Here is a 26018-nt window from a genome sequence, read left to right on the forward strand (position 1 = left end):
CCTTCAACCTCTACGCGTATGAGCCTACTGACTGGATCGGTGGCTGGACCTTGTTGTACTGGGGCTGGTGGTTGTCCTGGTCGCCGTTCGTGGGCCTGTTCATCGCACGTATTTCTCGAGGCCGGACCATTCGCGAGTTCGTCTGCGGCGTACTGTTCGTGCCCGCGGGTTTCACCCTGCTGTGGATGACCGTGTTCGGCGACTCGGCAATTCATATGATCCTCAACGATGGCGTCAAGGAGCTGGCAGCGGTGGTCAGTGAAGACAGTTCCCTTGCCCTGTTTGCCTTCCTTGAGCATTTCCCGTTCTCCAGCGTCGTTTCGTTGATCGCGGTGCTGATGGTTGTGGTGTTTTTTGTGACGTCGGCGGACTCCGGTGCGCTGGTAGTGGATATGCTGGCTTCGTCCGGGCAAGGCCATTCACCGCTGTGGCAACGTATCTTCTGGTCAGTCAGCATTGGCGCGGTGGCGATCGCGTTGTTGCTGGCCAACGGGCTCAAGGCGTTGCAGACGGCGACCATCGCGAGTGCTTTGCCGTTCGCTGCCATCTTGCTGATCTCGATCTGGGGCTTGTTCAAGGCGCTCAGTCTGGATGCCACTCGCCGGGGGTTGCGTAATCAGGCCTTGCCTGGCCCCCGGCATGGCCGTGACCCGCACGGAGGCTGGCAGCGTCGACTGCGCAGTATCGCCATGATGCCGCGTCGGGCCCATGTGACCCGCTTCATCGCCGAGGTGGTAAAGCCCGCCTGTGACGAGGTCGCCGTAGAGTTGCGCAAGCAAGGTTACGACGTGAATGTGGGTGAACGCGACGATGGGCGGGTTACGCTCGAACTCTCCCATGCCGGTGAGGGGCGTTTCCTTTACGAAGTACGGCCACGGGCATTCAATACGCCAAGCTTCGTCATGCGCGATACCGAAGACGGCGGCGATGCCCGCAAGTATTTCCGCGCCGAAGTGCATTTGCGCGAAGGCGGCCAGGACTACGACATCATGGGCTGGAGCCGCGACGACGTGATAGGCGACATCCTGGATCAGTACGAGCGCCACCTGCATTACCTGCACGTGGTGAGCTGACGTTGATTCGCTCCTGCCCTGGCTTCGTCAGGGCAGGGCGGTTGGCCTGCTGTAATCACATCTATCAAAGTCGAAACCACATCACGACTGGCTTGCCGGCTGGAACAGCCCACGAACGACTTCCCGCAACCACCGATTGCCACTGTCCTGATGATATCGGGCATGCCAATGCTGTTTGACTGTGAACCCCTCCACCGCAAACGGGCAGTCATGCACCCGTAGCCCATGCATGTCAGCCAGTGTCTGCCCGATATGCCGCGGCAGGGTGGCCAGTAGATCCGTGGTGCCGATTATCATCCCCAACCCGAGAAACGCCGGCAGCTCCAGCATGATCCGCCGCTCGATCCCGGCCCGCGCCAATCCTGCCTCCAGCAGCTTCTGCCCGGTGCCGAAACTGATCTGGACATGCCCCTCGGCGCGGTAGCGGGTCAAGTTCATGCCCTTGCCCAGGCGGGGATGCAGCGGGTTGCTCAGGCACACCCAGTCCTGCTCGAACAGCACCTGCTGGTACATCCCTCCACCCAGCCAGGGTACGAAGCCGATGGCCAGGTCCGCTTCGCCCGATTCCAGCGCGCTCTCTGTATTGCCATCGATGCGCGCTGCCTCCAGGCGGATGCCGGGGGCATGGTTGCGCAGGTGGTTGAGGATGCTCGGCAGCAAGGTGATATGGCTGGCATCGCTGACGCACAGGCGAAAGCGCCGCTGCGCTGTGCCGGCGATGAACTGCGGTTCCCAGGCGGTCAGCCGCCGCAGCGATTCCAGCACCTCGCGGCACGGCCCGATCAACTGGTCTGCGCGTGGGGTAGGGGCCATGCCGCCAGGCGTGCGCACGAACAGCGGGTCGTTCAACTGTTCACGCAGGCGCGCCAGCCAGATGCTGATGGTCGGCTGGCTCTGCCCCAATTGCTCGGCGGCGCGGGTCACGCTGCGGCACTGGTACAGCACGTCGAACAGCTGCAGCAGCTTGGGTTCGGGCAGGGCCTCCAGCGCTTTCATTATTGCGAATCTCAATGATGGTATTGAAGCCATTGTATAGCGCAAATAACCCTCGCTGCATAAGGTAGTCGCAAACCACAGGAGGTCTGCGACTTGAAAATCTGCATTCTGGGCGCCGGTGCCCTGGGCTGCGCCATTGGTGCGGCCCTGAGCGAGGCGGGGCATGAAACCTGGTTGTTGAACCGCGGCCGGGCGCACGTCGAGGCGATGAACCTGCACGGGCTTCAGGTGCACGACGAACGAGGTGAGCGGCAGGTACCGGTCAACGCTGCTATCGAAGCCGAAGATGTCGGCGTGGCCGACCTGGTGGTGGTGCTGGTGAAGTCGTTCCACACCGCCGAGGCCATCGCCGGTGCTGCCGCGCTGATCGGGCCGCAGACGCTGGTGCTGTCGCTGCAGAATGGCCTCGGTCACGAAGACATCCTGGCCGACGCCGTCGGTCGTGAGCGGGTGCTGGCCGGCAAGACCTATGTCGGTGGCGTGCTGCTGGCGCCCGGCTCGATCCGCGCAGGCGTAGCCGGCAAACAGACCTTTATCGGTGAACTGGATGGCCAGCTGACACCGCGGGTGCAGGCCATCGCCGAAGTCTTCAACGGCGCCGGGTTGGCCACCACGGTCAGCGACAACATTCTTGGCACCATGTGGGACAAACTGCTGGTCAACGTCGCCACCGGCGCATTAAGCGGCATCACCATGCTCAGCTATGGCCAGCTGTACAGCGAGCCGCTGCTGGAAAGTACCGCCAAGGCCGCCGTGGCCGAAGCCATCGCCGTGGCCGAGCGCGCTGGCATCCGACTCAGCCTGAGCAGCCCTGACGCCGCCTGGACCTTGGCCGCTGAGGGCCTGCCGGCGAGCTTTCGCACCTCGATGCTGCAGAGCCTGGAAAAAGGCTCGATCAGCGAAATCGACTTCATCAACGGCTCCGTCGTGCGCTGGGGCCAGCGCCATGGCGTGGCCACGCCGGTCAATGCGACCCTGGTGGCCTGCATCAAGGGCATCGAGCGCGCCATGGCCGATCACCAGAAGAGGGATACCCCATGAGCCAGGCAAAAGCCTACCTCGAACACGTGGCGTTCTGGGTGCAGGACATCCAGTGGCATATCCGCTTTTTCAGCGAGGTATGCGGCATGACCATGCGTGAAGTGCAGGGCGACGTCGAGCAGCCGGCGCAGTACTGGACCCTCGGCGGCCTGCAGTTCATCCATCAGCCGGACTTCACTGGGCCAGAGGGGCGCATGGCGCACTTGGGCATCATGTGCGAGGACCTGGAGGCGGCATTGACCGCCGCCCAGCGCTTTGGCGTCAGCGAAATGCCTCAAGGCCGCAACTGGCTGCGCCTGCCAGACGGCCTGGCAGTGGAATTCATCCAGGCGCGGCCGGCGAAATGCGTGGCCCAGGCACTGGCCATCGACCCGCGTGCGCAGGTGCAGGCATGAGCGTGATTGAAAAGTACTGGGACGATGCCCGCGAAGGCGACGAATGCATCAGCCCGACATACACCGTGACCCGCGAACGCATCCTGGCTTACGCCGATCTCACTGGCGACCACACCCCGGTGCATGTCGACGAGGCCTACGCCAACGCCAGCCACTTTGGCTGCCTGGTGGCCCACGGCCTGTTCGGCTTGTCGATCGCCGATGGCCTGAAAACCCAGTGCGAGTACCGCTTCCTGCCGGGCATGTCGCTGGGCTGGACCTGGGACTTCGTGCTGCCGATCAAGGTCAATGACGTGCTGCATGTGCGCATGCGGGTGGGGGCGATGCGCCCCAGCAATAGCCGCCCAGGCTGGGGCATCGTGGTGCTGCCATCGGAACTGATCAACCAGCACGGCGACGTCGTGCAGCGTGGCGAGCACCGGCTGATGGTGCCGCGGAGGATAGAAGCATGAGTCAGCCATTACCCTTGGCGGGTATCCGCGTCATCGACTACAGCCACTTCCTTGCCGGGCCTTATGTGGGGCGCTGCCTGGCGGCGCTGGGTGCCGAGGTGATCAAGGTCGAACGGCCGGGCAGCGGCGATGCCGGTCGCCAGCATGCATTTACCCTGGACGATCAGCAGAGCGGCTATTTCCTGCAGCTGAACATGGGCAAGCAGGGCGTCAGCGTCAATATGAAGGACCCGCGTGGCAAGGCATTCATGCAGCGCCTGAGCGATTCGGCGGACGTCTTCATCGAGAACTACCGCCCAGGCGCGCTGGACAAGCTGGGCCTGGGCTACGCCGAGCTGTCGGCGCGCAACCCGCGCCTGGTGTACTGCTCGATTTCCGCCTACGGCCACACCGGGCCGGACGCCCACCGCGCCGGCTTCGGGCTGATCGCCGAAGCCAAGAGCGGCATCATGCAGATGGTTGGCGTGCCGGGCGAAGCGCCGCCGCTGCTGCGCATTTCGCTGGGTGACATGTACACCGGCATTCACGCAGTGGCGGCGATCAATGCCGCGCTGCTCGGTCGGGTGAGCAGTGGCCGTGGCCAGCACATCGACATGGCCCTGTATGACACCCTGGTGTCGATGCACGAATACGCGGTGCAGTGCTACACCTTGTCTGGCGGCACCGTGCTGCCCCAACAGACCGGCCACGACATGCCCACCTCGACCCTGTACGGCGTGTTCCGTGCCGCCGACGGTGACCTGGTGATCGCTGCCCAGGTCGACGATGCCTGGCAGCGCTTCGCCGCCATGCTCGAAGCCAACGGCGGCCCGCCCGGGTTCGGCAGCGACCGCCGCTATCACCACCTCAACGGCCGCAACGCTCACCGCGAGACGATCCTGGCGGTGGTCCGTGACTGGGTTGGCGCGCGCCGGGTGGCTGACATCCTCACGCTGCTCGATGGCATCGACATCCCCAGTGCCAAGGTGCAGTGCATTGACGAGGTGCTGGCCGACCCGCAGATCCAGGCCCGCAACATGGTCATCGAACAGCAGCACCCACGCTACGGCACCTTGCGCCTGCCCAACCTGCCGTTCCGATTTTCCGACTGCGACACCACCATCCACCAGGTAGCCCCGGACCTCGGCCAGCACAATGCCGAAGTCGCTGCCGGGCTTGGCTTCAGCCCTGAAGAAATCACGGCCATGCAGGCAGACGGTGTGCTGTTTACTCAAGGAGTTGCGCGATGAGCGACCGCTACGCAGTGATCGGCCGGCCGATCAACCACACCAAGTCCCCTTTGATTCATGGCCTGTTCGCCGAGGCCAGCGGCCAGGCGCTGGAGTACGGCGCCATCGAAGGCGGGCTGGATGATTTCGAAACCCAGGTGCTGCATTTTCGTCGTGACGGCGGGCGGGGCATGAACATCACCGCGCCGTTCAAGTTGCGGGCCTTCGAGCTGGCCGATCGGCGCAGCGAGCGGGCCCAATTGGCACGGGCGGCCAATGCGCTGAAGTTCGAGGATGGTCGTATCCTGGCGGAGAACTTCGACGGTATCGGTTTGTTGCGGGACATCGAAGAAAACCTCGGCGAACCTCTGCGTGATACGCGCGTGCTCATGCTCGGCGCCGGCGGCGCCGTTCGCGGTGCGTTGCTGCCGTTTTTGCAGGCCGGGCCTCGCGAGCTGGTGATTGCCAACCGCGATATGGCCAAGGCACTGACGTTACGCAACGAACTGAATCACCCACGGTTGCGCATCAGTCGCTACGAAGAGCTGGAAGGGCTGGGTTTCGACATCGTTGTCAACGCTACCTCCGCCAGCCTGACGGGTGAGCTGCCGCCGCTACCCAAGGGCGTACTGGCCGAGACGCGCCTGGCGTATGAGCTGGCGTATGGCAAAGGCCTGACGCCGTTTCTGCGTATGGCGAAAGCGCAAGGTGTAGCGCGCATGGCCGACGGCGTCGGCATGCTGGTCGAGCAGGCGGCGGAAGCTTTCGCCTGGTGGCGAGGGGTACGACCTGAAACCCGTGGCGTGATCGATCGACTGACCATTGCGCTGGAGTAAGCCGTGGTCGTCGGCCCAACATTTTCTCGAAACACCGCGTAGGGATCCGAAACCCCCAGTAGGCGGACATCACGGAAGTGATGTTCGCCCAGCCTGTTGTTCATTCAGATGCAAACGATGGTCGCTCGGCGAACCATGCCACCGCCAGCGCCTTGAACGCCTCAGCCGAAGGCGTCAGCGGATAGCGCTGGTCATGCGCCAGTACGATGCTGTGGGTTGGCAGTTTTTCCTCAGTCGGCCGACACACCAGCGCATGACCATCATAACTACGGTCACCAAATGGCCGGGTGTAGATCAGCGCCACGCCAAACCCGTTGGCGACGAGGCTGCGCTGCAACTCGAAGGTGCGTACACGGTGCACAACGGCGGGTGAAAGGTCGTAAAAGCTGAACAGATCCAGCACATGTTGCCAACTGTGGACCTGATCGGTGACTACCAGGGTGTATTCAGCTAGCGCCTTGAGACTGACGCGCGACTGCTTGGCCAGCGGGTGATCGGCCGCCAGCAGTACCTGGGCCGTCAGCTGACACAGCTGGGTGCAATGCGTGTTCGCTGGTAAACCCAGATCGTAGGTGATGGCCAGTTCTATCGCCCCCTCGCTGAGCCGCTTGCCAACATAATCGAAGCTGCCATCGCGCATGTCGACCGTGACCCTTGGGCAGGACTCCTGCATCCGTCGCACAATTTGTGGCAGGCAATACGGCGCCAGGTCTTCAAAACAGCCGACTACCAGTTCACCGACACACTCGCCTGCGTTGGCATTGATCTCGGCAAAGGTCTGGGCCTCTGCCAGCACGCGGCGGGCCTGGACCATGACCGTACGACCGAACGGGGTCAGCGATATCCCCAGGCCACGCTGGCGTATGAAGATCGACTGACCCAGCACCTCCTCCAGTTCGGTGATGGCCGCCGAAATGGAAGGCTGTGAAACATGAAGCTCCATGGCGGCAGTGGTCAGGTTTCCGTGCTTGGCCGCTGCGAGCGCGTAGCGAAGCTGTCGCAGTGTGAACTTCATAGGTTTTTCCGTGGTGATGCATCAGGACTTATTATTTTATCCTTTTTTGAGGTTGTGAAATATTTCTCCTGCGCAGTGATCATCTTGTTTGGGAGCGTCACAATGACAATTACAAAAGCTCTGCTGACCACGACACTTTCTTTAGGGCTGCTGGCGTCCGCCGGCGTCAGCCAGGCGGCCGGTTGGTGCGAGTCGGGCAAGCCGGTGAAGTTCGCCGGTTTGAACTGGGAAAGCGGGATGCTGCTCACCGAGGTGATGCAGTTCGTGCTGAAAAATGGCTACGGCTGTGACACCGACAGCCTGCCGGGTAACTCCATCTCCATGGAAAACGCCCTGAGCAGCAACGATATCCAGGTGTTCGCCGAGGAGTGGGTAGGGCGCAGCGAGGTCTGGAACAAGGCGGCGGCCGCCGGCAAGGTCGTCGGCGTCGGCTCGCCGGTGGCTGGCGCGGTCGAAGGCTGGTATGTGCCGCGCTATGTGATCGAAGGCGATGCCAGGCGCAAACTCGAAGCCAAAGCACCGAACCTCAAGAGCATTGCCGACCTGGGGCAATACGCCCAGGTATTCAAGGACCCCGAAGAACCGGACAAGGGGCGCTTCTACAACTGCCCGGCCGGCTGGACCTGCGAGCTGGACAACAGCGAAATGCTCAAGCGCTATGGCCTGGAGAACACCTACACCAACTTCCGCCCGGGCACCGGCCCGGCACTGGATGCCGCCGTGCTGTCGAGCTACAAGCGTGGCGAGCCGATCCTCTTCTACTACTGGTCGCCAACCCCGCTGATGGGCCAGGCCGACCTGGTCAAGCTGGACGAGCACCCAGGCGTGGATAAATCCGTGACCATCAAGGTGGGTGTGTCGAAGGCCTTCCACGAGCAGGCACCAGAACTGGTGGCTGTGCTGGAAAAGGTCAATCTGCCGGTCGATCTGCTGAATCAGAACCTGGGACGCATGAGCAAGGAGCGTATCGAGGCGGCGGAACTGGCCAGGTTGTTCCTCAAGGAGCACCCCGAAGTCTGGCACAGCTGGGTCAGCGAAGACGCAGCCAAAAAGGTCGACGCGGCACTCTGAGGGCGTGGACGGGTCCGGCGCCTGCCGGGCGTGCCACCTAGCAGTCCGCTTCATGCACTTGCTCGAGAGAAATCCATGTTCCCGAAAAACTTCACGTTTTCCATTGCCGACTGGGTCAATGGCTGGGTTGATGCGCTGGTCACTCACTACGGTGACGTGTTCCGGCACATTTCCGAGACCCTGCTGTGGGCCATCGTCAACCTCGAAGGTTTGCTGCGCGCAACACCCTGGTGGCTGATGCTGGCCATCGTCGGCGGTATTGCCTGGCACGCCACCCGTCGAGTCGTACCCACCGCGGTGATCGTAGGTTTGCTGTTCCTGGTCGGTGCGGTCGGGCTCTGGGACAAGCTGATGCAGACCCTGGCGCTGATGCTGGTAGCAACGCTGATCTCGGTTCTGGTCGGCATTCCGCTGGGTATTCTGTCAGCGCGCAACGATCGCCTGCGGGCGGTGTTGATGCCGCTGCTGGACATCATGCAGACAATGCCCAGCTTCGTGTACCTGATCCCGGTATTGATGCTGTTCGGCCTGGGCAAGGTGCCGGCGATCTTCGCCACTGTCATCTATGCCGCCCCGCCACTGATTCGCCTGACCGACCTGGGCATTCGCCAGGTGGATGGCGAGGTCATGGAAGCGATCAATGCGTTCGGTGCCAACCGGCTGCAACAACTGTTTGGCGTGCAGTTGCCGCTGGCGTTGCCGAGCATCATGGCCGGTATCAACCAGACCACCATGATGGCCCTGTCGATGGTCGTCATCGCGTCGATGATCGGTGCCCGTGGCTTGGGCGAAGACGTCCTTGTCGGCATCCAGACCCTGAATGTCGGCCGCGGCCTCGAAGCGGGGCTGGCGATTGTGATTCTGGCGGTTGTGATCGACCGCATTACCCAGGCCTATGGCCGGCCACGGCATGGGGTGGGCAAATGAGCGCCAAGCAGACGATGAGCAAGATCGAAGTCAACCATGTCTTCAAGATATTCGGTGCGCGTGCCGAAGATGCCCTGAAACTGATCCGCCAGAACAAGACCAAGGAGCAGGTGCTGGCCGAAACCGGCTGCGTGGTCGGGGTCAACGATCTCTCGTTGTCCATCGGCAGCGGCGAGATCTTCGTGATCATGGGCCTGTCAGGTTCGGGCAAGTCGACCCTGGTGCGGCACTTCAACCGCCTGATCGACCCGACCAGCGGCGAGATCCTGGTCGATGGCGAGGACATCCTGCAATACGACATGCAAGCCCTGCGCGAATTCCGCCGGCGCAAGATCAGCATGGTGTTCCAGAGCTTCGGCCTGTTGCCGCACCGCAGCGTGCTGGACAACGTCGCTTACGGGTTGAAAGTCCGTGGCGAGGGCAAAGCGTTGTGCACAGAGCGTGCCCTGCACTGGATCCACACCGTGGGCCTCAAGGGTTACGAAAAATCGTACCCGCACCAGCTGTCGGGCGGCATGCGCCAGCGCGTCGGCCTGGCGCGAGCGTTGGCTGCCGACACCGATATCATCCTGATGGACGAAGCCTTCAGTGCGCTCGACCCACTGATTCGCGCCGAAATGCAGGACCAGTTGCTGGAACTGCAAAAGACCCTGCACAAGACCATCGTCTTCATCACTCACGACCTGGACGAAGCGGTGCGTATCGGCAACCGAATTGCCATTCTCAAGGACGGGCGCCTGATCCAGGTCGGCACGCCCAAAGAAATCCTCTACCAGCCTGCGGACGAATACGTCGATCGTTTCGTGCAGCGTCGCGTAGCTTCGCTTTAAGGACCCGCGAGTATGTCGTTTGCCGAAAAAATCATCATCGCCGAGGCGCCCGTTCGCTGGCAGGACGTGGTGGCTGTGGCCCGGCATGGAGCGAAGCTTGAGCTGGCCCCATCGGCCTGGGCGCGGATCGAGAACGCCCAGGCGATTGTCCAGCGCATCGTATCCAGCGGTGACCGCGCCTATGGCGTCAACACCGGGCTTGGCGCCTTGTGCAATGTTTCGTTACAGGACGAACAACTCAGCCAGCTGTCGCACAACACCTTGCTCAGCCATGCCTGTGGCGTGGGTGCCGCGCTGTCGGACGAACAGACCCGGGCGATCATGTGTGCGGCGATCATCAACTTCTGCCAGGGCCGTTCCGGCCTTCAGCGCAAGGTGGTCGAGGCGCTGCTGACGCTGCTCAACCAGCACATCACCCCGCAGGTGCCGAAACAGGGGTCGGTGGGGTATCTGACCCATATGGCCCATATCAGCATCAGCTTGCTGGGCGTCGGCCAGGTCAGTTATCGCGGCCAGATTGTGCCAGCGCAGCAAGCCTTGGCCGAGGTCGGACTGGCACCGGTCAAACTGGGTGCCAAGGATGGTCTGTGCCTGGTCAACGGTACGCCCTGCATGACCGGTCTGAGCTGCCTGTCCCTGGACGATGCCACCCGGCTGAGCCAATGGGCGGACGTTATCAGCGCCATGAGCTTCGAGGCCCTGCGCGGTCAACTCGATGCCTTCGACCCAGAAATCATCGCGCTGAAACCCCACCCTGGCATGCAGCGGGTGGGCAGCAACTTGCGTCGCCTGCTGGACGGTAGCGAAATCATTGCCGGCAGCCATGGCATTCGCACCCAGGACGCTTTGAGCATTCGCTCGATCCCGCAGGTTCATGGTGCCGCGCGCGACCAGTTGGACCACGCCGCGCGGCAGATCGAAACCGAACTCAACTCCACCACCGACAATCCGATATTGCTGGGTACACCCGAGTCGTATCGGGTGGTTTCGCAGGCGAATCCGCATGGCCAGTCGGTGGCCATGGCGGCCGACTTGCTGGCCATCGCTGTGGCCGAGATCGGGGCGATTGCCGAGCGTCGTCTCGATCGCCTGATCAACCCGCTGGTCAGCGGTTTGCCGGCCTTTCTGGTCAGCCAGCCGGGTGTGAACTCGGGCATGATGATTGTCCAGTACGTCGCCGCTTCTCTCTGTGCAGAAAACCGTCAGCTGGCGCAACCGGCGGTCATCGACAACTACGTCACCTCCGGTCTGCAGGAGGATCATCTGAGCATGGGCACCAATGCCGGTTTGAAGCTGCACCGCGCCCTGCAGAACTGCACGCAGATCCTTGCCATCGAATACCTGTTGGCCGCCCAGGCTTTCGAGTTCTTCAAAGAGCAGCGCTTTGGCGCAGGTACCCACATTGCCTGGCGGTTGTTGCGCGAACGGGTCCCGGCCTACACCCAGGACCGTTGGCTGGCCCCGGATATCGCCAGCAGTGCATCGATCCTGAAGGACCCCAGCCTGCCTGGCGCTGCTTTCCCCGGGCTGCTGTGACAGATGCAGGCAGCTGGCGAACTTCCTGGCCTGTTGCAGTTTGATGAGCGACGGCAGGGGCAGTACGGGCTGTACGTGGTCACCCCACAGGAACCTCGGGGTAGGCATGGCTTCTCAAGAATATCGTCAGCCTGATCAGGATGCCCTCATGTTCGCCATCGACAGCAGCACCCAGCCCATGCAGGCCTTGCGGTTCGAGGACGACGGCGCAACGCCCAACAGCCGTTTTCCCGTGTTGCTTTACCGGCTGCAACGGGCGGAGCCTGCCCATGACAATGCCGGCGCTTTCGAGTCCTTGTTCGCCGCGCACCAGTGGACGCCGCTCTGGCGTGCCGGCATTTTCGATTACCACCATTTCCACTCCAACGCGCACGAAGTGCTGGGCGTTGCCCGCGGCCGTGCCCGGATAATGCTCGGTGGTGCAGCAGGTCAGGCGCTGACGGTAAAGGCGGGTGATGTGCTGGTGCTACCCGCCGGAACCGGGCATCGTTGCCTGGCGTCCAGCGACGACTTTCTGGTCGTGGGCGGATATCCGCAAGGGCAGGAACACTACGACATCCAGCGCCCCGAGATCGGTGCTCACCAGCAGGCGCTGGCGAGGATCGCCAGAGTCCCAATACCTCAGCAGGACCCGGTTACCGGGGCTGACGGCGCCCTGACAAGACACTGGCGGTGATCAGATGCCAGCGCGTGAGCACGCTTCAGGATCAACGCAGTGCCTCATCTGTCGTTAGAAATTCCCGAGGCTGGATCCTGCCCATGAATGAACGCCATCACCTCATCCAGGACCGGCGCCAGCCCTCGCATAGGGCGGGAGAATGCTGCGATCAATGTCCCGTGGCCCGGCCTGGAGAAATAGAGCTCGCGCACGGGCACACCTTGTTCGCGTAAACGTCGGGCCATGCCCCCCGTGTTACGCTCGGGGTTGACCAGCTTATCGTCCTTTGCCGCTATCAAAAGCGCCGGGGGCGATGCGGCGCTGATGTGGTTGATCGGTTGGGAGTCGGGTGGCGAATTCGGAAAGAAGAAAATCGGTTTAACCTCCGGGTTTTCGATGGGCAGAAAGTCGTAAGGCCCGGCCAGGCCGATCCAGCCGCTAAGCACCGAAGGCTGCATATCCACGGCTGCCAGCCATTTGGGGTCTAGCGCAATCATCGCTGCGTTGTAGCCGCCTGCGCTATGGCCCATCACATAGAGTCGCGCTGGATCGCCGCCTTACTGGCGGATGTGTTCGCGCGTCCAGCCAACCACTCGCGCACTGTCGTCGAGAAAACCCTGATAGTGCACCTGGGGATAAAGCCGGTAATCAGCGAGCACCGCTACGATACCGCGTGCTGCCAGCGCCTCGCCGACAAAGCGGTAGTCACTGCGTGAACCGCTGTTCCAGCTGCCTCCATAAAAGAACACCACCACCGGCACATCGGCTGCGCGGTTGACCGGCGTGTAAACATCCAGCCGGTTGCGCGGATCCTTGCCGTACTTCAGGTCAGATGCCTTGTTGTAAGTGCCTGCGGGGGTGAGCAGGTTTAACACTTTCAGTGGTGAACAACCCAGCAAAAGCCCCAGCAGCCCGCCGACAACCCACACGCGTAGAGCTATCTTGATCATGGCTCGCTCTCTGAGACGGTATGCATTCAGGACTGCGAGCTTGAGTAACAATTCAGGACGCTTTGCCGCGTTTCCATTCGTTCAATCATGTGATCAGCTCGCTTTCCTGGATGTTTGCAATAGGGCCTGGAATCGAGGCGTCGAATTGTGCCTCAGACGTGCTCGCCGCGCAGCCAGCGCTGGTGATAGTGGGAAAGGCGAGTCAGTCCGAACAGTGCACCCTCACGCATGACATCTGCCCGTTCGCCAAAAAAGCGTTGAGTGCGCGTAAAGACGGCAACGGGCTCGCCGGCAAACGCCCAGGCAAAGCACATGGTGCCTGGAGGTATGCCGGATTCAGGCGCGGGCCCGGCGATTCCAGTGGTGGCAATCACCACATTGGCATCGCTGTTTCTCAAGGCACCCAAGGCCATTTCCCATGCGACTGCCTCGCTGGTAAGGCCATATCGCTCGATGGTCTCGGGGCTGACGCCCAGCAGGCGCTTCTTGGCACTGGGCGAATACACCACATAACCACTTTCCAATACTTTCCCAGTACCGGGCACCGCTGCCAGCAGCGCCACCATGCAGCCCGCAGTGCATGACTCTGCTGTGGTCAGGATCAAGTGGTTGTCTTTGAGGTAGCCGAGCGCGGCCAACACAGGTTCGGTTGCCATGGGAGAATCTACTCGCTAGTTGTTTCCGGTGGACGCAATCCAGCGGTAATTGGTTCATCACACCTTGCGCCCGACCATCTCCCATTGGCATCTCGCCTGAACTTCGCGCTGCGCGCTGGCTTCCTATGCCTATAAGGGGCAAGCCAGGCGCCACCCGACCACAGTAAGGGGCAGGAGATCAGCATGAACAGAGAAGACCAGGCCAATTTGCGCAAGCCGCAAGCGCCGACCAGATCCAAAGGGGAGGAGGAGCGCGACAATGATGCCCATCGTCCTGATGGTTCTACCGGTACTTCCCATGACTCCACTGCGCAGAAAACGGCACGTGACAAAGGGCATGAATGAACTGGAAAAAAACCGATAACGCAGGGGTCAGGCCCGCCGATTGGCGAGCCTGTCTTTATCAGAAAATCGGCTTGCCGCGCGTGGCACTGATATAGCTGGCTTTCATCGCGCTAAAGCCTTGATCAGCTGCTCATTGAATGCCGGAATGTCATCCGGTTGGCGGCTGGTGATCAGGTTGCCATCCACCACCACCTCTTCGTCGACCCATGTCCCGCCGGCATTGCGAATATCGTCCTGCAGTGTCTTGTAGCTGGTCATGCGTTTGCCGCTTACCAGGCCGCTCGATACCAGCAGCCAGGCACCATGGCAGATTACTGCCAGCGGCTTGCCTGCCACGTCATGGCTCTTCACCAGTTTCTGCGCGGCGGGGATGATACGAATAGTGTCGGAATTCTGCACGCCGCCCGGCAGTACCAAGGCATCGTAGAGATCGAGTCCGGCACCTTCGAAGGTTGCATCTACAGGGAATTCGTCTGCCGGCTTGTCGTGGTTCCAGCCGCGCACAGTACCCTCTTTCTCGCTGAGGACATCGACCACGGCGCCGCTACTTTTCAATGCCTCCAGCGGCCCAGTCAGTTCCACCTGTTCAAACCCATCCGTGACCAGGAAGGCCACGCGCTTGCCATTCAGTTGAGCACTCATCGTCTGATCTCCGTTAACGTCAAACCTCCAATTGGGGCTGTTGCCTGGCCTGGAAAGTTCCTCGGTAATGCCGGACCGCCAAGCGTTCGCCAGGCTTCATACATAATCAGCCGCCATAATCCGCCCGCCGGTGATTGCGTTGCCGCTTCGCTGCGCTATGGTGAGAGCACCCCACAAATAAGACTAAAGTCGTAGGAGGTCGGCATGCGGATACGCGGTGATGTGTTTTGGAAATGGGCAGATCCAACGCTCCACCACAGGTCTCACGACGAAACACTGGATGATGGCACCACCATGGATATCCAGGTGCGACTGTCGCGCACCGGCAATACCCAGTTGTTCATCGGGGTGTATGCCGGGGCGGGGATGGCGCTCCATGAAGAAGCGTTCGACTCCCGGCCTGGCGAGTCGATGACCAGGGCATTGGCATGGGGGGTAGGGCGCGCCAGGTGTCTGGCCACCCATCAAATGCCTTTCGAGCGGCAAGTAGCGTAATCGCTCTGCGCTCTCAGTGATGGCGGCGGCAACCTGGCCGCCACTGATATTGGCCAGCGCCGTCTCGCTGTAGCCCGAGCGGCCGCTGGGCCAACGTCTTGATGAAGAGGTTCCAGCTGGAGTCCTGCAACCGCGCATCGACAAAGCTGTCCTTGCGCAATGGCCGGGTGAAGGCAAGTTTCCGATCACTACGGCATCATGCAAACCGTCATCGCCTTGTGCTCCATGAAACGAACCCCGTACCTAGTTCGCGGGCAACAAGATCACGAAGTTCTTTTTCATGTCTTCCAGCACGGTCCATTTGCCCTTGGCGCCCGGTTCGATAATGAACGTGTCGCCAGCGGCCAGTGTGACGGGGGCGCAACCCTCCAGCTCGATGACGCAGCATCCACTCAGGACGTGGCAGAACTCCCAAACTTTATAATCGATGCGCCACGCTCCAGTGCTGGCTTCCCATTCTCCGGAAATGCGACCTTGCTGTTCATCGTGATAATACTTGGACGTCAGCGTGTGAGGGGTGCCCTCCACCACTTCTTCAAAAAAGGGCAGGTCGCGCACCGGTTGAATATCCAGTTCGCGGAACACGGTCAGTTTCTTGATCATGGTTTTTTCTCGAGCAGGTTGTGGGTAGGGCGGTACATCAAATAAGCCTCACCGGTTACGCCCAGCATCGGGTGCGGAACGATCTGGCAGGTTTTAACAATCTCAAAACCGTGCCGTTCGTAGAAGCGGCGCGCACCGTGGTTTTCTGCATAATCGATCAGGCACAGCCCATGCAGTCCACTGTCCTCAGCGCGCTGCTGGGCGTGGCGAAGAAACTGGACGCCCAGCCCCTGGCTGCGCCAGTCCTCATCCAGGGCCAGGCTGGATATGTACAACGTATCGGGTATTTCCATGTCGGAATAGGGCGCGAGGACCGGGTCGGTCTCGACAGGCCTGTCAGGAATCGCGCGCAAGGCGTAGCTATGCATCATGCCGATGACGCGCCCTTCAAAAGTGGCCATCAGGCAGTTCTTGTAGGAAAAGTCGCCCTGCTCCCTGGCGTAGCGAGACGTACCGATACTCAGCAATGCTTCTCCAGGTGCGGCGAGCTTGCTCCATATGTAATCGGCCATGCCCTCCGAAGTCAGTTGAAAGAAGCGCGCAATATCATGCGCGTCCGAGGCTTGAGCGGGCCTGAAGTCGATAGGCATGTGTAGTGTTCCCAGGGGGATAGGGTGGTTAGTCTTGAAGGGCTACGCCTTTGACAGGGCGGTAGGTTAGGCGGTTTGCACGGTTCCCATCATGCTCTGGGCGAACACCGTCGGCACGGCGTGCGACATGCGTGAAGTGGCTCGGTGCAGTAACGCCACGAACTTCTCCGTAGTACCCTCGGGATCCATCACGGCATCTGGGCCCGACAGATTGATTGCAGCCGTTACTTTTCCCCTGTGATCTCTGATAGTCATGGCAATCGCGGTCTGGCTATCTCATCGCAGACGCCATCGTCGATCACCACCTCATGTAGGGCTCGCGCGGCGGCCAGGAATCCACCCAAGGTGATAGGCTGCCTGCCGGTTCTGGTCGACCGTCATCAACTGGTCGAGCATGGCTTCATCGGGCTCCGTCTTCATTTGGTTTTCCAGTACTTCTGCATTTCCAGAAAAAGGAACGAGGCGGTCCAGGTGATCAGCACCAGGCCCGTCAGCGCCTGCAGGCCGGTGAGGTATTTGAGGTGGCCGGTGGGGACGATGTCGCCGAAGCCTATGGTGGTGTAGGTGGTGAAGGAAAAATACACGCAGTCCAGAAAGCTCCCGTCGAAATTTCCGCTGAGCGTCCCCCAGCCCTCGGCATGGGCCATCAGGTAATAAGCCAGGGCGAAGCACCAGACTTCCACGGCATGGGCCAGCAACGCGCCCAACACCCCCGCGACGATACGGAACCGGTTCCACAGCCTCAGGCGTGGTAGCCAGTCGTTCAAGCGCAGCAGGCATTCGTAGTGGATGACCACCACCAGGATAACGATCAACATATTGATCAGTGTGACAGTGAGCATCATCGTTACTCGGGACGGGGTCGCAGGGTCAATGCTAGCTCACGCCTGGCACCGACCAGGCTGCACGCTCGACGACATCGCGCTCGCGCGGCAAGTAGCTGGGAATCGTGTCATCCGCTCCGATTGGCTCGGTGATTGGCGAACAAATAAGCGCAGTGCGGTTTCGCAGCGCCGAACACCGCGAGCACATGGGTTAACGTACCTAACGGGTCAACCAGTCATTCGGCTAAGTCGCCCATTTCGGTACGGGTCGCCGCCTACCAGCATTATCGCTGTGATCTTTGGTGAGATTCGACGACTCAGAGAATTGGGTTTACCCTGACTCAGTGCACCCCTATTAGTTCGACAGCAAGAGCGCGGAGAGCGTCCTTGTCCTGTTGAATCAAAAGTCCACTGTCCGCGTGTTCAAGCAATCGCTTGGCATGCCGGCTGCTTGAGGATTGAAAAACACGGGGGTTAATCTGCGCCAAGCAGGTAAGCGCTTTGATCAAGCGCACGTTCACTTCTTGCAGAGCGGCGCCGTCCCTGCTGATCGGTGCAAAGAAATCATCGAACAAATCATCTACCCTCAGGGTGCGAACATGTACCTGCGCGCATTCGCTAGCCTGGCTCTGTGTGACAGCCTGCAGTCTGCCCCAACACGTGAGGGATCGAATGCCACGGCCAATGATGTCGATCGCCGTACCTGGATCGTTCACTGCCGGAGACAGCGCCCGCGAGGCGATCTCCGACAGCACTGAAAGCCCGAAACGCGGGTCGTGTTCGAAGGTTCTTCTGAGCCCGATGGTCAAGGCTGCGATAATCTCGAGGTCCAGTGCATCATCGACATCGGCCGGCTCACCGTTCAAAGCCAGGACTCTTGCCAACACCATTCCCTCATGAACGAAGGCCCCTGGCAGGACTTCAACATAAATACGGACCTTGGCGTCGGTTGCAATCTTGCCCAGAGAGAGAACATCGATGTGCTGTACATACCCCGTTTCACTGCTTCTCAAGGCATGTGTAGATTCAGGTAGTACGAAGCTGTCAGGGTAGGCCGCGCCGCCCAGGTGGGGATGCTCGACACGCTGCTGGATGGCTTTGATTACTGCCCTTTCGACACGATCGATCGTTTCGCCCACGCGCCCTAGTTTGGAAAGATGATCAATCCAGCGCAGCAACGTGTAAATGATCAGGATCACGACTGCAATCGTAACGGTGAAAAGCAGCACGCGACCTTGGGTACCGTAGGCGCCAGTGCTCAGTGCAATGATACCGACGAGACTGAACAGAAACGACCCGATAAAAGTGGCCAGCGCGTTCTGGGTCGTCGCGTCCTCCATGACCAGCGAAGTGGCACGTGGGGTTACCCCACTGCTGGCGGCACTATAGGCCGACACCATGGTGCTCAGCGAGAACGTTGTCACAGCAAGCATGCTTGACGCGATGATGCCCAGTATCTTGTCAACTGCGTCCGCGCCGATGCGCGCAGGCAAAGTGGCCGGCACCGCATCCTTGAATACCACGGCCAGAAGCGCTGTCACCACCCCCAGTAGCGAGAAGAGTGTCGCTCTGAACCAGAGGCGTTTGGCAATCCTCGTAGCCAACCAATGCCACCGAGCTATCATTAAGGTCTCCTTCGCCGAGGGAACAGTCCGACGCTTTGGCGTACTGCCAGAGTAGCCTTTTTCACGTGCAGGCTGCTTGAGCTTCAGCTTGCTCCACACACCCCAGGCCAAGCCAAGCGCGGCCGCGATCACCGAAGCCGATAGCACTTCCCGTTCTCCAGCGTCGTTTCGTTGATCGCGATGCTGATGGTTGTGGTGTTTTTTGTGACGTCGGCGGACTCCGGTGCGCTGGTAGTGGATAACATCCTGGATCAGTACGAGCGCCACCTGCATTACTTGCACGTGGTGTGCTGAAATGGATTCGGTCCTGGTCTGGTGCAGTCAGGGCAGGGCGGTTCGCCTGCTGTCCAAGGGCGGACTTTCACAGGACCAGAAGTCTACGGCAGCAATGCGTTCGCTCGGCGGTCCTAACCAATAGGACAGCGGCTGGCACCAATCTGTCGTGCAGACTTGGTAGTCGCCAGCCTCGGGCGTCCGCCCAGCGTGCAAAGGCTGCAGCGGTGGTAAGTCGCGATGATAATGCCAAGTTCCGTCGCGCAGTTGAGCGTCGTCCGGAATTTCCATGCCGGCTCCGCTGCCTTTGACGCGGGCCTCTACCAGCAAAAGGCCAGCCTGGGTCACGTGGTAATCCTCTTCCCAGCGGACCTTTTCGATACTGTGCTGCCAGGCCAGAGTAAAATCCTGTAGTGGCAGGCTGGCCCAGACCACGCCGGCCAGCCCAAGACAAAGGCTGGTCATGCGGGCTGCCCAGAGGCTGGCCGACTTCGCCAGTAGTGCCAACCCAGTACTGCCGTACCCAACGCAAAACCGGCCTCATCACTGATGGGCGCGGCGAGTATCAACGACACACCAGCAGCGAACGCCAATAGACGCTCCCACCCGGGCATGGGTGCCCGCAAATGCCCAATCGACGCACATCCCCAAAGGACTATCGCGAACACGGCTTTGATCACCATGTACAGCGTGGCGCCCAGGCTTTCGCCTTGCATCATCAACGCCGGGTCATACACCGCCATGAAGGGCACCACGAAGCCGGCCAAGGCAATGCGCACTGCCCAGAAGCTGATCAACAGCCCCTTTTCCTTGGCAATCGGGGCGGCGGCAAAGCACGCCAAAGCCACTGGCGGTGTCAGGTCGGCCAGGATGCCGAAATAGAACACGAACATGTGCGAGACGATCAGCGGTACCCCAAGTTCCAACAGTGCGGGGGCGGCAATGGAACTGGTGATGATGTAGTTGGGGATGGTCGGGATACCCATACCCAGCACCAGGCAGGTGAGCATGGTCAATACCAGCGAGAGGAACAGGTTGTCTCGCCCCAGGTCAAGAATGTATCCGGCAAACGTGGTGGCCAGGCCGGTCAGCGAAATGATGCCGATAATGACGCCGACCAGCGCACAGGCAATACCCACCGGCACCGCATGACGGGCGCCTTCCGCAAGGGCCATGACGCATGCGCGCAGGGTGGCGCGACCGCCTTGGACGAAGCAGCACGCAATGGCCAAACAGGCAATGACCAGTAGGATCACGCCGATCCCCATGCGGAAAAAACCAGAGCACAGTATCCCCAGCGCAACCCAGAAGGCCGCTCGCAACCATGTCTGGTGGGCGCGCAGGATGATGGCCGAGCCAAGGATGACGATCGCGGTCAGGGCCAGGCCGACCATTCCTGAAAACAAAGGCGTTCGTCCGGAAAACAACAGCGCGACCAGGACCATCAGCGGTACCAGCAGAAACCAACGTTGTCGCAACGCGTCCCAGGCACTCGGGCATTGCTCACGAGGCAAACCATGCAGGTGGCTGCGCCGAGCCTCCAGGTGAACCATCCAGTAGACCGAGCCAAAGTACAGCAACGCCGGGATGAGTGCGGCTTTCGCTACCTCGGCATAAGGCACGTTGATCGTCTCGGCCATGATGAACGCTACCGCGCCCATCACCGGTGGCATCAGCTGGCTGCCCATGCTTGAGGTCGCCTCGACGCCACCGGCGAATGCAGCTTTGTAGCCGAAGCGCTTCATCAGCGGAATGGTGAATTGCCCGGTGGTGACGACGTTGGCCACGCCTGAGCCGGTAATGGTTCCCATCAGTGCTGAGGAAAACACCGATACCTTGGCCGGCCCCCCGCTTCTATGGCCGAACAGCCCCATGGCGAAATCGGTAAACAGACGAATCATGCCCGCTTGTTCAAGGAAGGCACCGAACAAAATGAACAGGTAAATGTAAGTGGCTGAGACGTAGGTGGGTGTGCCATACAGCCCCTCGGTGCCGAAGGCCAACTGATTGACGATCTGATCGAGGCCGTAGCCTCGATGCGCAAGTTCTCCTGGCAAGTATTGACCGAGCAACCCGTAGGCCAGAAACAGGGCGCAAATGATGGGCAACGCTATGCCCATGACTCGCCGCGCTGCCTCAAAGACCAAACCAGTCAGCAACAGGCCCGCGGCCAGGTCACTGCTCGTCAGCTCACCGGAGCGTTGAATCAGGTCGCCTTCGAAGTGCCACTGGTAGGCGGCAGTCGCCATTCCCGCAAGCCCCAGCAGCCAACCGAGAGGTTGCCACGGCCGACGGTGACCCACGAACGAATAGCTCAGGTACACCACCAGCAACAGGAACCCCAGGTGTACTGCACGCAGTACTTGGGTAGAAATCAGGGGGAAGGCCGCTGTGGCGATCTGGAACACCGAAAAGGCCAGCGCCACGGCAAAAAGCGTGGCAGGCCAACGATCGGTGCTGGCGTGAAGACCTTGTTGGGTATCACTCATGCGCTGCTCCATGGCTTGAGGATGTCATCAGGGGAGCAGGTTTTTCTCCTTGAAGTACCTTTCTGCTCCAGGATGTAACGGAATGGGCAGGTTCTTGGCCGCATTCTCGGTCTGGATATCTTTCGCTGCAGCGTGGGCCGTGACCAGGCGAGGAAGATTCTCGAAGATCAGCTTGGTCATCTGATAGGCCAGGTCATCGCTGATATCGGCGCGGGTCACGAGGATGTTGGTGATCGCGGCAGTCGATACGTCTGCACTCTGGCCATCATAGGTGTTGGCAGGAATGGTGGCGGGCTGGTAGGCGTTGTTGCCGATCTTGGTCACGACGTCAGCCGGGACAGGCACGAACACGACTGGCAAGGTAGCGGCCAAATCACGGATAGCCGCTTGACCGAGCCCTGAGGACTGGAGCGTGGCGTCAAGTTGACGGTTTTTGATCAGTTCGACGGACTCCGCATAGGGCAGGTACTCGACTTTCCCCATGTCTTGGTAGGTAAGCCCTGCGGCTTTGAAGATGGCGCGTGCATTCAGCTCTGTGCCGGACTTGGGCGCTCCAACCGAGACGCGCTTGCCCTTGAGGTCCGCCAGGGATGTGATCCCCGACTCCTTGCTGGCGACGATCTGGATGTAATTGGGGTAGGTGCCGGCGATGGCCCGGAGTTTCTTCAAGGGCGTTTTGAATCCAGCCTCTGCGTCGCCCTTCCAGGCATCCGCCACCGAGTCCCCAAGCGCGAATGCCAACTCCCCTCGACCGGCTTGTAGCAGGTTGAGGTTCTCGACCGACGCCTTGGTGGCTTGCACGGAGGTCTTGCTGCCCTCGATGCCATGGCTGTAGAGCTGTGAGATGCCTACACCTACCGGGTAATAGACACCGCTGGTGCCGCCTGTGAGGATGTTGATGAAAGTCGGTGCGGCCTGGGCGGCAGCACAGACAGCAAACAAGGTGCTGGCCAAAGCCAGGCGAAGGGCTCGGTTCATGGCGTCGTTCTCCGCTTGTTGTTGTTCTTCCTGCGCCAGTAAACCTAGAACGAATATGCAGCCTCTGCCCAATTTTATGGCTGATTGTTTGTATGACGTCTGCTCTAGAATCGCCAGAAAGCTGGCGAGACGAGTACCAGCACGGTGAGGATTTCGAGCCGTCCAAGCAGCATGCCGACCGTCAGCAACCATTTCGCAGCGTCCGGCAACGAGGCGAAATTACCTGCTGGACCGATAAGTGTACCCAGACCTGGTCCAACGTTGCACACGGCGGTAGCGGCTCCGCTCAACGCCGTCGTCCAGTCGAGCCCTAGCAGAGAGAGGCCAAGGGCAATGACCGCGATGGTGACTGAGAAGAAGAACGAGAACGTCAGGCGCACACGATGACCCAGCTTGCCGTCGTGAGGAAATACATGTCCCTGGCCCGCAACTGCGGTGTGTCCGGGATGCCGCGAGCTACCATGACCAGGCCGGCGCACAGAATGATGAGGCTCGACGAGGCGAAAGCGCCGAGGTCGTCGCTGCGGTCATACAACAGCAGCGTCAGCATCGGGATCACCATGCTGACGGCCAGAGTAATCAGGAATACACCAATGATGAAGGCGATGAAACGCAATGCTGGAAGCGGCATTGAGTAAGCTCGTTAGGACAGTGCCGGCAGTATTGCCTGCTGTCCGGAAATGTCGAGTAAAAATGGCGTAAAGTCGTGGGATGGAATTGGCTGTCTGGTGCGTGCTGCCTATGACACAGGGTTTCCACGGTCCTGCCACACGATCCAGTCATCAGTCTTTGACATATTCCAGTTCGGCGCTGATCTTTCCGCTGCATTCCCGCTGTAACGCCACGAACTTCTCCGTAGTACCCTCGGGACCCATCACGGCATCTGGGCCCGACAGATTGATTGCAGCCGTTACTTTTCCCTGTGATCTTTGATAGCCATGGCAATCGTGGTCGAGTAATCCGGACGATGCAGCACCCATCCCCGCGCTCTATCACCCTCAGAGGCAGCGAATCTCTTTAGCTTCCTGACAAGTCTGGAATAAGAAGTGACCGTGGCGGTCAGACGGTCCGCCACGGGAGGGCTGATCGATAGCGGGTTTCAATCCGCCAACCCGGCCTTTTCCAGCACCTTGTCCAGCCAGGATTGATCCACAGCTCCAGTGGCGATTTCAGCCTTTACCCGCTCTTCATGGGCTTGATGAGCATGGGCCTGAGCCAGCACCTGCTCGGCTGCCGCGAGGGGGAACGCCACGACGCCATCCTCGTCACCGACGATGATGTCACCCGGGTTCACCAGCATGCCGCCAACCGACACCGGTACGTTGATTTCGCCTGGGCCAGTCTTGTAAGGGCCGCAATGCACGACACCCCGTGCGTAACAGGGGCTCGAACGGAATGAATCCACATCACGAATCGCGCCGTCGACGATGAACCCCACACAGCCGCGTTGTTCGGCGTAGAGCTTGATGAGCTCGCCGATCACCGCATTGTTGGTGTCACCCTGGGCGTCGATCACCAATACGTGACCCGGCTCGAGCAAGGTCAGGGCCTTGTAGATATAGAGATTGTCACCGGGCCGGGTCTTGATGGTCAGTGCGGTACCCACCAGTTTGCCCGTTGTGTTGTAGCGGGTCAGGCCTCGGGCACCAATGTGGCGGCCGAGGTTGTCGCTGATGTGCGGGGTGACCACCGAAGCGAAAGCTTCGATGACTGACGCGGGGGCCAGAGCAGGTGAAGCGAGGATGCGGGACCCGGGTAATAACATGTTCAATCTCCTGATCAAGGGGTATGCGCCGATGTTAGGAGAGAACAGGCTTTGCTTTTAGCGATATTTTTTTATCAGAAATCATCGCCTCAAGTGATGATTAGCTGGTCGAAATTACAGGTTTGCTGGGCGAGACGGGCCACTTCGACCGTCAGCCCCTGGTAGCGGTCGGCCCTGTGAACGCAGACGTAGTTGATGGCTGGCAATGGCTGCTGCGTGTGGATCACCTTCAAGCGCTCCTGGGTGATAAGCGTGCCCATGCAGGCGAGCGGCAGGTAGCTGATGCCCACACCTGAGATGGTCAGGCCGACCTGCGCCACGAGGTAGTTGCTGGTCAGGGTCTTGCCAAGGCGAATGTCGTGTTCTGCCAGCCAGCGCTCGTAGGTCAGGCCGGTCCCTGAGCTGCCGCCCTGCGTCAATACGGTGAAGTTCGCCAGCGCATTCAGGCTGATGGCGCCGTCGCCTGGATACAAGGCGGGTGCACACATCCAGGCGTTCTCTACGGCCTTCAAGGGCGTGCTGATGAAGCGCGGATCGTGAAAGATGTCGGGCACGACGATGAGGTCCATCTCATCGTTTTCCAGCCGCCGCAACAGGTCGGTGCTGAGTTCGATGGAAGGCTCGAGGTCGACCCGTGGGTAGGTCTGATGTATGCGCTCGACCAGCGAGGGTAGCCAGGTGAGCGCGGTGAGTTCCGTCACCCCAAGGCGAAACCGCCTGATCAGGGTTTCCTTCGAGCTGATGCGTTCGAGCAAGTCGTCACGCTGGCGCAGCATGTCCACCGCGCAGCCATGCAGTTCGATACCCTTTTGCGTAAGCCGGGCAGTGCGCTTGGAGCGATCGAAGATCGATACGCCGAAGGCATCCTCCAACTCCTGGACTCGTTTGGAAATCGCCGACTGCGACATGTTCAGTTTGGTGGCGGCGGCCTCGAAACTGCCCAGCTCGACAATCCAGTAAATGGCTTCGATCTGCTTCAGGGTGATCACGTTTATTACCTCCGCAGGGCTGCTGTCTAGGGGAGTGGGATTCAGACTGTCCACCAAAAGCGATGATTTGAGTTGAGTTTTTGTCGCTTTTTTTCTTGTATCACCGTGCCTAGATTACCCGCGAATTACAACAACAAGGGTGTGCACATTATGTTGACCGCTGAAATAGTCCATGCCAAAGGGCGCAGCAGCTACCGCTGGATCGTTGCCGGGATGATTTTTTCCATCTACACCATCGCAGCGGCGGACAGGGCCAATCTCGGTGTCGCGCTGCCGTTCATCCGGCAGGAATTCGAGATGAGCAACGCCCAGGCCGGCGGCCTCATGAGCCTATTCCTGCTGGCCTACGCACTGGCCCAGATCCCGGCCGGTTTGGCGTTCAGCAAATACGGCGTAAGCCGAATCCTGCCCGGCGCAATGATCATGACCTCGGCGCTGACCGGCCTGGTCGGCACGGCAGGCTCGCTGTTGGCATTGAAACTCTATCGCCTGGGCCTGGGGGTGGCGGAGGGCCCGTTACCGATCAGCATGACGACCACCATCAACAACTGGTTCCCGCCCCGGGAAAAAGGCATCGCCTCGGGCATCTTTCTGTCTGCCGTGAAGTTCGGCCCAGTCATCGTCCCGCCCCTGTGCGCCGTGATCATTTCGGTGTGGGGCTGGCGCGAGGTGTTCTACTTCTTTGCCGTACCCGGGATCCTGCTGTCAATCGCCTGGTACTTCATGGTTGCCGATCACCCCTCCAGGAGCCGCTTC

General features: G+C 60.5%; 29 protein-coding genes and 4 pseudogenes. 15 read left to right on the forward strand and 18 right to left on the reverse strand.

The window, feature by feature from the left end:
• Positions 1-1073, forward strand: a 1073-nt coding sequence (locus HP547_RS09875) for a BCCT family transporter (protein WP_172286194.1), incomplete at its 5' end; no start/stop codon positions are given.
• Positions 1074-1154: 81 nt separating this feature from the next.
• Here the strand turns inward: HP547_RS09875 and HP547_RS09880 are convergent.
• Complete coding sequence (locus tag HP547_RS09880; RefSeq protein ID WP_172286195.1) at positions 1155-2069, reverse strand: LysR family transcriptional regulator; 915 nt, start codon at positions 2067-2069, stop codon at positions 1155-1157.
• 93 nt (positions 2070-2162) lie between these two features.
• Here HP547_RS09880 and HP547_RS09885 point away from each other — a divergent pair, with 93 nt between their 5' ends.
• The 5 genes from HP547_RS09885 to aroE are packed head-to-tail and all read left to right on the forward strand — an operon-like array spanning position 2163 to position 6001.
• Positions 2163-3110, forward strand: coding sequence for a ketopantoate reductase family protein (locus tag HP547_RS09885; protein ID WP_172286196.1), 948 nt, complete (start codon positions 2163-2165; stop codon positions 3108-3110).
• Positions 3107-3505 (forward strand): VOC family protein, encoded by a 399-nt coding sequence (locus HP547_RS09890; protein ID WP_172223206.1) that lies wholly within the window; start codon positions 3107-3109, stop codon positions 3503-3505. The genes HP547_RS09885 and HP547_RS09890 overlap by 4 nt, the downstream gene beginning before the upstream one ends.
• The gene (locus HP547_RS09895; protein ID WP_172223209.1) at positions 3502-3957 is read left to right on the forward strand and encodes a MaoC family dehydratase; all 456 of its coding nucleotides are present in this window, start codon (positions 3502-3504) and stop codon (positions 3955-3957) included. The genes HP547_RS09890 and HP547_RS09895 overlap by 4 nt, the downstream gene beginning before the upstream one ends.
• Positions 3954-5186, forward strand: coding sequence for a CaiB/BaiF CoA-transferase family protein (locus HP547_RS09900; RefSeq protein ID WP_172286197.1), 1233 nt, complete (start codon positions 3954-3956; stop codon positions 5184-5186). Before HP547_RS09895 ends, HP547_RS09900 begins: the two co-directional genes overlap by 4 nt.
• Positions 5183-6001: a shikimate dehydrogenase gene (gene aroE / locus HP547_RS09905; protein WP_172223216.1), complete on the forward strand. Its 819-nt coding sequence runs from the start codon at positions 5183-5185 to the stop codon at positions 5999-6001. Before HP547_RS09900 ends, aroE begins: the two co-directional genes overlap by 4 nt.
• 100 nt (positions 6002-6101) lie before the next feature.
• On the opposite strand, the gene HP547_RS09910 is transcribed toward aroE, so the two are convergent.
• Positions 6102-7016, reverse strand: coding sequence for a LysR family transcriptional regulator (locus HP547_RS09910; protein WP_172223219.1), 915 nt, complete (start codon positions 7014-7016; stop codon positions 6102-6104).
• A gap of 102 nt (positions 7017-7118) precedes the next feature.
• Between HP547_RS09910 and HP547_RS09915 the strand changes: the two genes are divergently transcribed.
• The 5 genes from HP547_RS09915 to HP547_RS09935 all read left to right on the forward strand — a co-directional run bounded on the left by HP547_RS09915 (position 7119) and on the right by HP547_RS09935 (position 12056).
• A complete protein-coding gene (locus HP547_RS09915) occupies positions 7119-8087 on the forward strand; it encodes an ABC transporter substrate-binding protein (RefSeq protein WP_172286198.1) in 969 nt (322 codons plus the stop codon).
• A gap of 75 nt (positions 8088-8162) precedes the next feature.
• Entirely contained in the window at positions 8163-9014 is an 852-nt protein-coding gene (locus tag HP547_RS09920) for a proline/glycine betaine ABC transporter permease (protein ID WP_172223226.1), read from the forward strand.
• Entirely contained in the window at positions 9011-9844 is an 834-nt protein-coding gene (locus HP547_RS09925; protein WP_172286199.1) for a glycine betaine/L-proline ABC transporter ATP-binding protein, read from the forward strand. The genes HP547_RS09920 and HP547_RS09925 overlap by 4 nt, the downstream gene beginning before the upstream one ends.
• Positions 9845-9856: 12 nt before the next feature.
• Positions 9857-11380 carry a histidine ammonia-lyase gene (hutH, locus tag HP547_RS09930; RefSeq protein WP_172286200.1) on the forward strand — a complete coding sequence of 508 codons (1524 nt, stop codon included), beginning with the start codon at positions 9857-9859 and terminating at the stop codon, positions 11378-11380.
• A gap of 148 nt (positions 11381-11528) precedes the next feature.
• Positions 11529-12056 carry a cupin domain-containing protein gene (locus HP547_RS09935; RefSeq protein WP_172286201.1) on the forward strand — a complete coding sequence of 176 codons (528 nt, stop codon included), beginning with the start codon at positions 11529-11531 and terminating at the stop codon, positions 12054-12056.
• Between the two features lie 44 nt (positions 12057-12100).
• Here HP547_RS09935 and HP547_RS09940 read toward each other — a convergent pair.
• Together HP547_RS09940 and HP547_RS09945 are read right to left on the reverse strand one after the other, a co-directional pair.
• A pseudogene (locus HP547_RS09940) lies at positions 12101-12988 on the reverse strand (alpha/beta hydrolase).
• A gap of 152 nt (positions 12989-13140) precedes the next feature.
• Positions 13141-13644 carry a CinA family protein gene (locus HP547_RS09945; RefSeq protein WP_172286202.1) on the reverse strand — a complete coding sequence of 168 codons (504 nt, stop codon included), beginning with the start codon at positions 13642-13644 and terminating at the stop codon, positions 13141-13143.
• 183 nt (positions 13645-13827) lie between these two features.
• Here HP547_RS09945 and HP547_RS09950 point away from each other — a divergent pair, with 183 nt between their 5' ends.
• Positions 13828-13989 (forward strand): hypothetical protein, encoded by a 162-nt coding sequence (locus HP547_RS09950; RefSeq protein WP_172286203.1) that lies wholly within the window; start codon positions 13828-13830, stop codon positions 13987-13989.
• A gap of 102 nt (positions 13990-14091) precedes the next feature.
• Here HP547_RS09950 and HP547_RS09955 read toward each other — a convergent pair whose 3' ends face one another.
• Positions 14092-14631, reverse strand: a complete 540-nt coding sequence (locus HP547_RS09955) for a type 1 glutamine amidotransferase domain-containing protein (RefSeq protein ID WP_172286204.1) — start codon at positions 14629-14631, stop codon at positions 14092-14094.
• A gap of 204 nt (positions 14632-14835) precedes the next feature.
• On the opposite strand from HP547_RS09955, the gene HP547_RS29615 reads away from it, so the two are divergent.
• Positions 14836-15126, forward strand: coding sequence for a hypothetical protein (locus HP547_RS29615; protein WP_256676303.1), 291 nt, complete (start codon positions 14836-14838; stop codon positions 15124-15126).
• A 243-nt stretch (positions 15127-15369) separates the two neighbouring features.
• Here HP547_RS29615 and HP547_RS09965 read toward each other — a convergent pair whose 3' ends face one another.
• The 5 genes from HP547_RS09965 to HP547_RS09985 form a co-directional block, all read right to left on the reverse strand.
• A complete protein-coding gene (locus HP547_RS09965; protein ID WP_172224646.1) occupies positions 15370-15729 on the reverse strand; it encodes a cupin domain-containing protein in 360 nt (119 codons plus the stop codon).
• Entirely contained in the window at positions 15726-16319 is a 594-nt protein-coding gene (locus HP547_RS09970) for a GNAT family N-acetyltransferase (RefSeq protein WP_172224649.1), read from the reverse strand. Before HP547_RS09970 ends, HP547_RS09965 begins: the two co-directional genes overlap by 4 nt.
• Positions 16320-16385: 66 nt before the next feature.
• Positions 16386-16574 carry an IclR family transcriptional regulator C-terminal domain-containing protein gene (locus HP547_RS09975; RefSeq protein ID WP_218583473.1) on the reverse strand — a complete coding sequence of 63 codons (189 nt, stop codon included), beginning with the start codon at positions 16572-16574 and terminating at the stop codon, positions 16386-16388.
• Positions 16575-16735: 161 nt separating this feature from the next.
• Positions 16736-17161: a potassium channel family protein gene (locus HP547_RS09980; protein WP_172224652.1), complete on the reverse strand. Its 426-nt coding sequence runs from the start codon at positions 17159-17161 to the stop codon at positions 16736-16738.
• A gap of 323 nt (positions 17162-17484) precedes the next feature.
• Positions 17485-18768 (reverse strand): DUF2254 domain-containing protein, encoded by a 1284-nt coding sequence (locus HP547_RS09985; protein ID WP_172224685.1) that lies wholly within the window; start codon positions 18766-18768, stop codon positions 17485-17487.
• A 144-nt stretch (positions 18769-18912) separates the two neighbouring features.
• Here HP547_RS09985 and HP547_RS09990 point away from each other — a divergent pair.
• Positions 18913-19008: pseudogene (locus HP547_RS09990) on the forward strand (BCCT family transporter); the annotation flags it as partial.
• An 81-nt stretch (positions 19009-19089) separates the two neighbouring features.
• Here HP547_RS09990 and HP547_RS09995 read toward each other — a convergent pair.
• From HP547_RS09995 to HP547_RS10020, 8 genes and pseudogenes are all read right to left on the reverse strand, one after another.
• Positions 19090-19506 carry a DUF1850 domain-containing protein gene (locus tag HP547_RS09995; RefSeq protein WP_172286205.1) on the reverse strand — a complete coding sequence of 139 codons (417 nt, stop codon included), beginning with the start codon at positions 19504-19506 and terminating at the stop codon, positions 19090-19092.
• The gene (locus HP547_RS10000) at positions 19503-21530 is read right to left on the reverse strand and encodes a TRAP transporter permease (RefSeq protein WP_172224658.1); all 2028 of its coding nucleotides are present in this window, start codon (positions 21528-21530) and stop codon (positions 19503-19505) included. The genes HP547_RS09995 and HP547_RS10000 overlap by 4 nt, the downstream gene beginning before the upstream one ends.
• Before the next feature lie 27 nt (positions 21531-21557).
• Positions 21558-22508, reverse strand: coding sequence for a TAXI family TRAP transporter solute-binding subunit (locus tag HP547_RS10005; RefSeq protein WP_172286206.1), 951 nt, complete (start codon positions 22506-22508; stop codon positions 21558-21560).
• A 104-nt stretch (positions 22509-22612) separates the two neighbouring features.
• Positions 22613-22882 (reverse strand): annotated as a pseudogene (locus tag HP547_RS29620) (potassium transporter TrkG); the annotation flags it as partial.
• Positions 22879-23139, reverse strand: a complete 261-nt coding sequence (locus HP547_RS29625) for a hypothetical protein (protein ID WP_256676304.1) — start codon at positions 23137-23139, stop codon at positions 22879-22881. The gene HP547_RS29625 and the pseudogene HP547_RS29620, both read right to left, overlap by 4 nt.
• Before the next feature lie 151 nt (positions 23140-23290).
• A pseudogene (locus HP547_RS29630) lies at positions 23291-23508 on the reverse strand (IclR family transcriptional regulator C-terminal domain-containing protein); the annotation flags it as partial.
• A 99-nt stretch (positions 23509-23607) separates the two neighbouring features.
• Positions 23608-24273, reverse strand: coding sequence for an RraA family protein (locus HP547_RS10015; RefSeq protein ID WP_172224667.1), 666 nt, complete (start codon positions 24271-24273; stop codon positions 23608-23610).
• 89 nt (positions 24274-24362) lie between these two features.
• Positions 24363-25262: a LysR substrate-binding domain-containing protein gene (locus HP547_RS10020; protein WP_172286207.1), complete on the reverse strand. Its 900-nt coding sequence runs from the start codon at positions 25260-25262 to the stop codon at positions 24363-24365.
• A 150-nt stretch (positions 25263-25412) separates the two neighbouring features.
• Between HP547_RS10020 and HP547_RS10025 the strand changes: the two genes are divergently transcribed.
• The coding region (locus HP547_RS10025) for an MFS transporter (protein ID WP_172286208.1) at positions 25413-26018 on the forward strand (606 nt) is incomplete at its 3' end.

It is taken from the genome of Pseudomonas sp. CM27 (assembly GCF_013179515.1).
In the GTDB taxonomy this organism is placed as follows: Bacteria; Pseudomonadota; Gammaproteobacteria; order Pseudomonadales; family Pseudomonadaceae; genus Aquipseudomonas.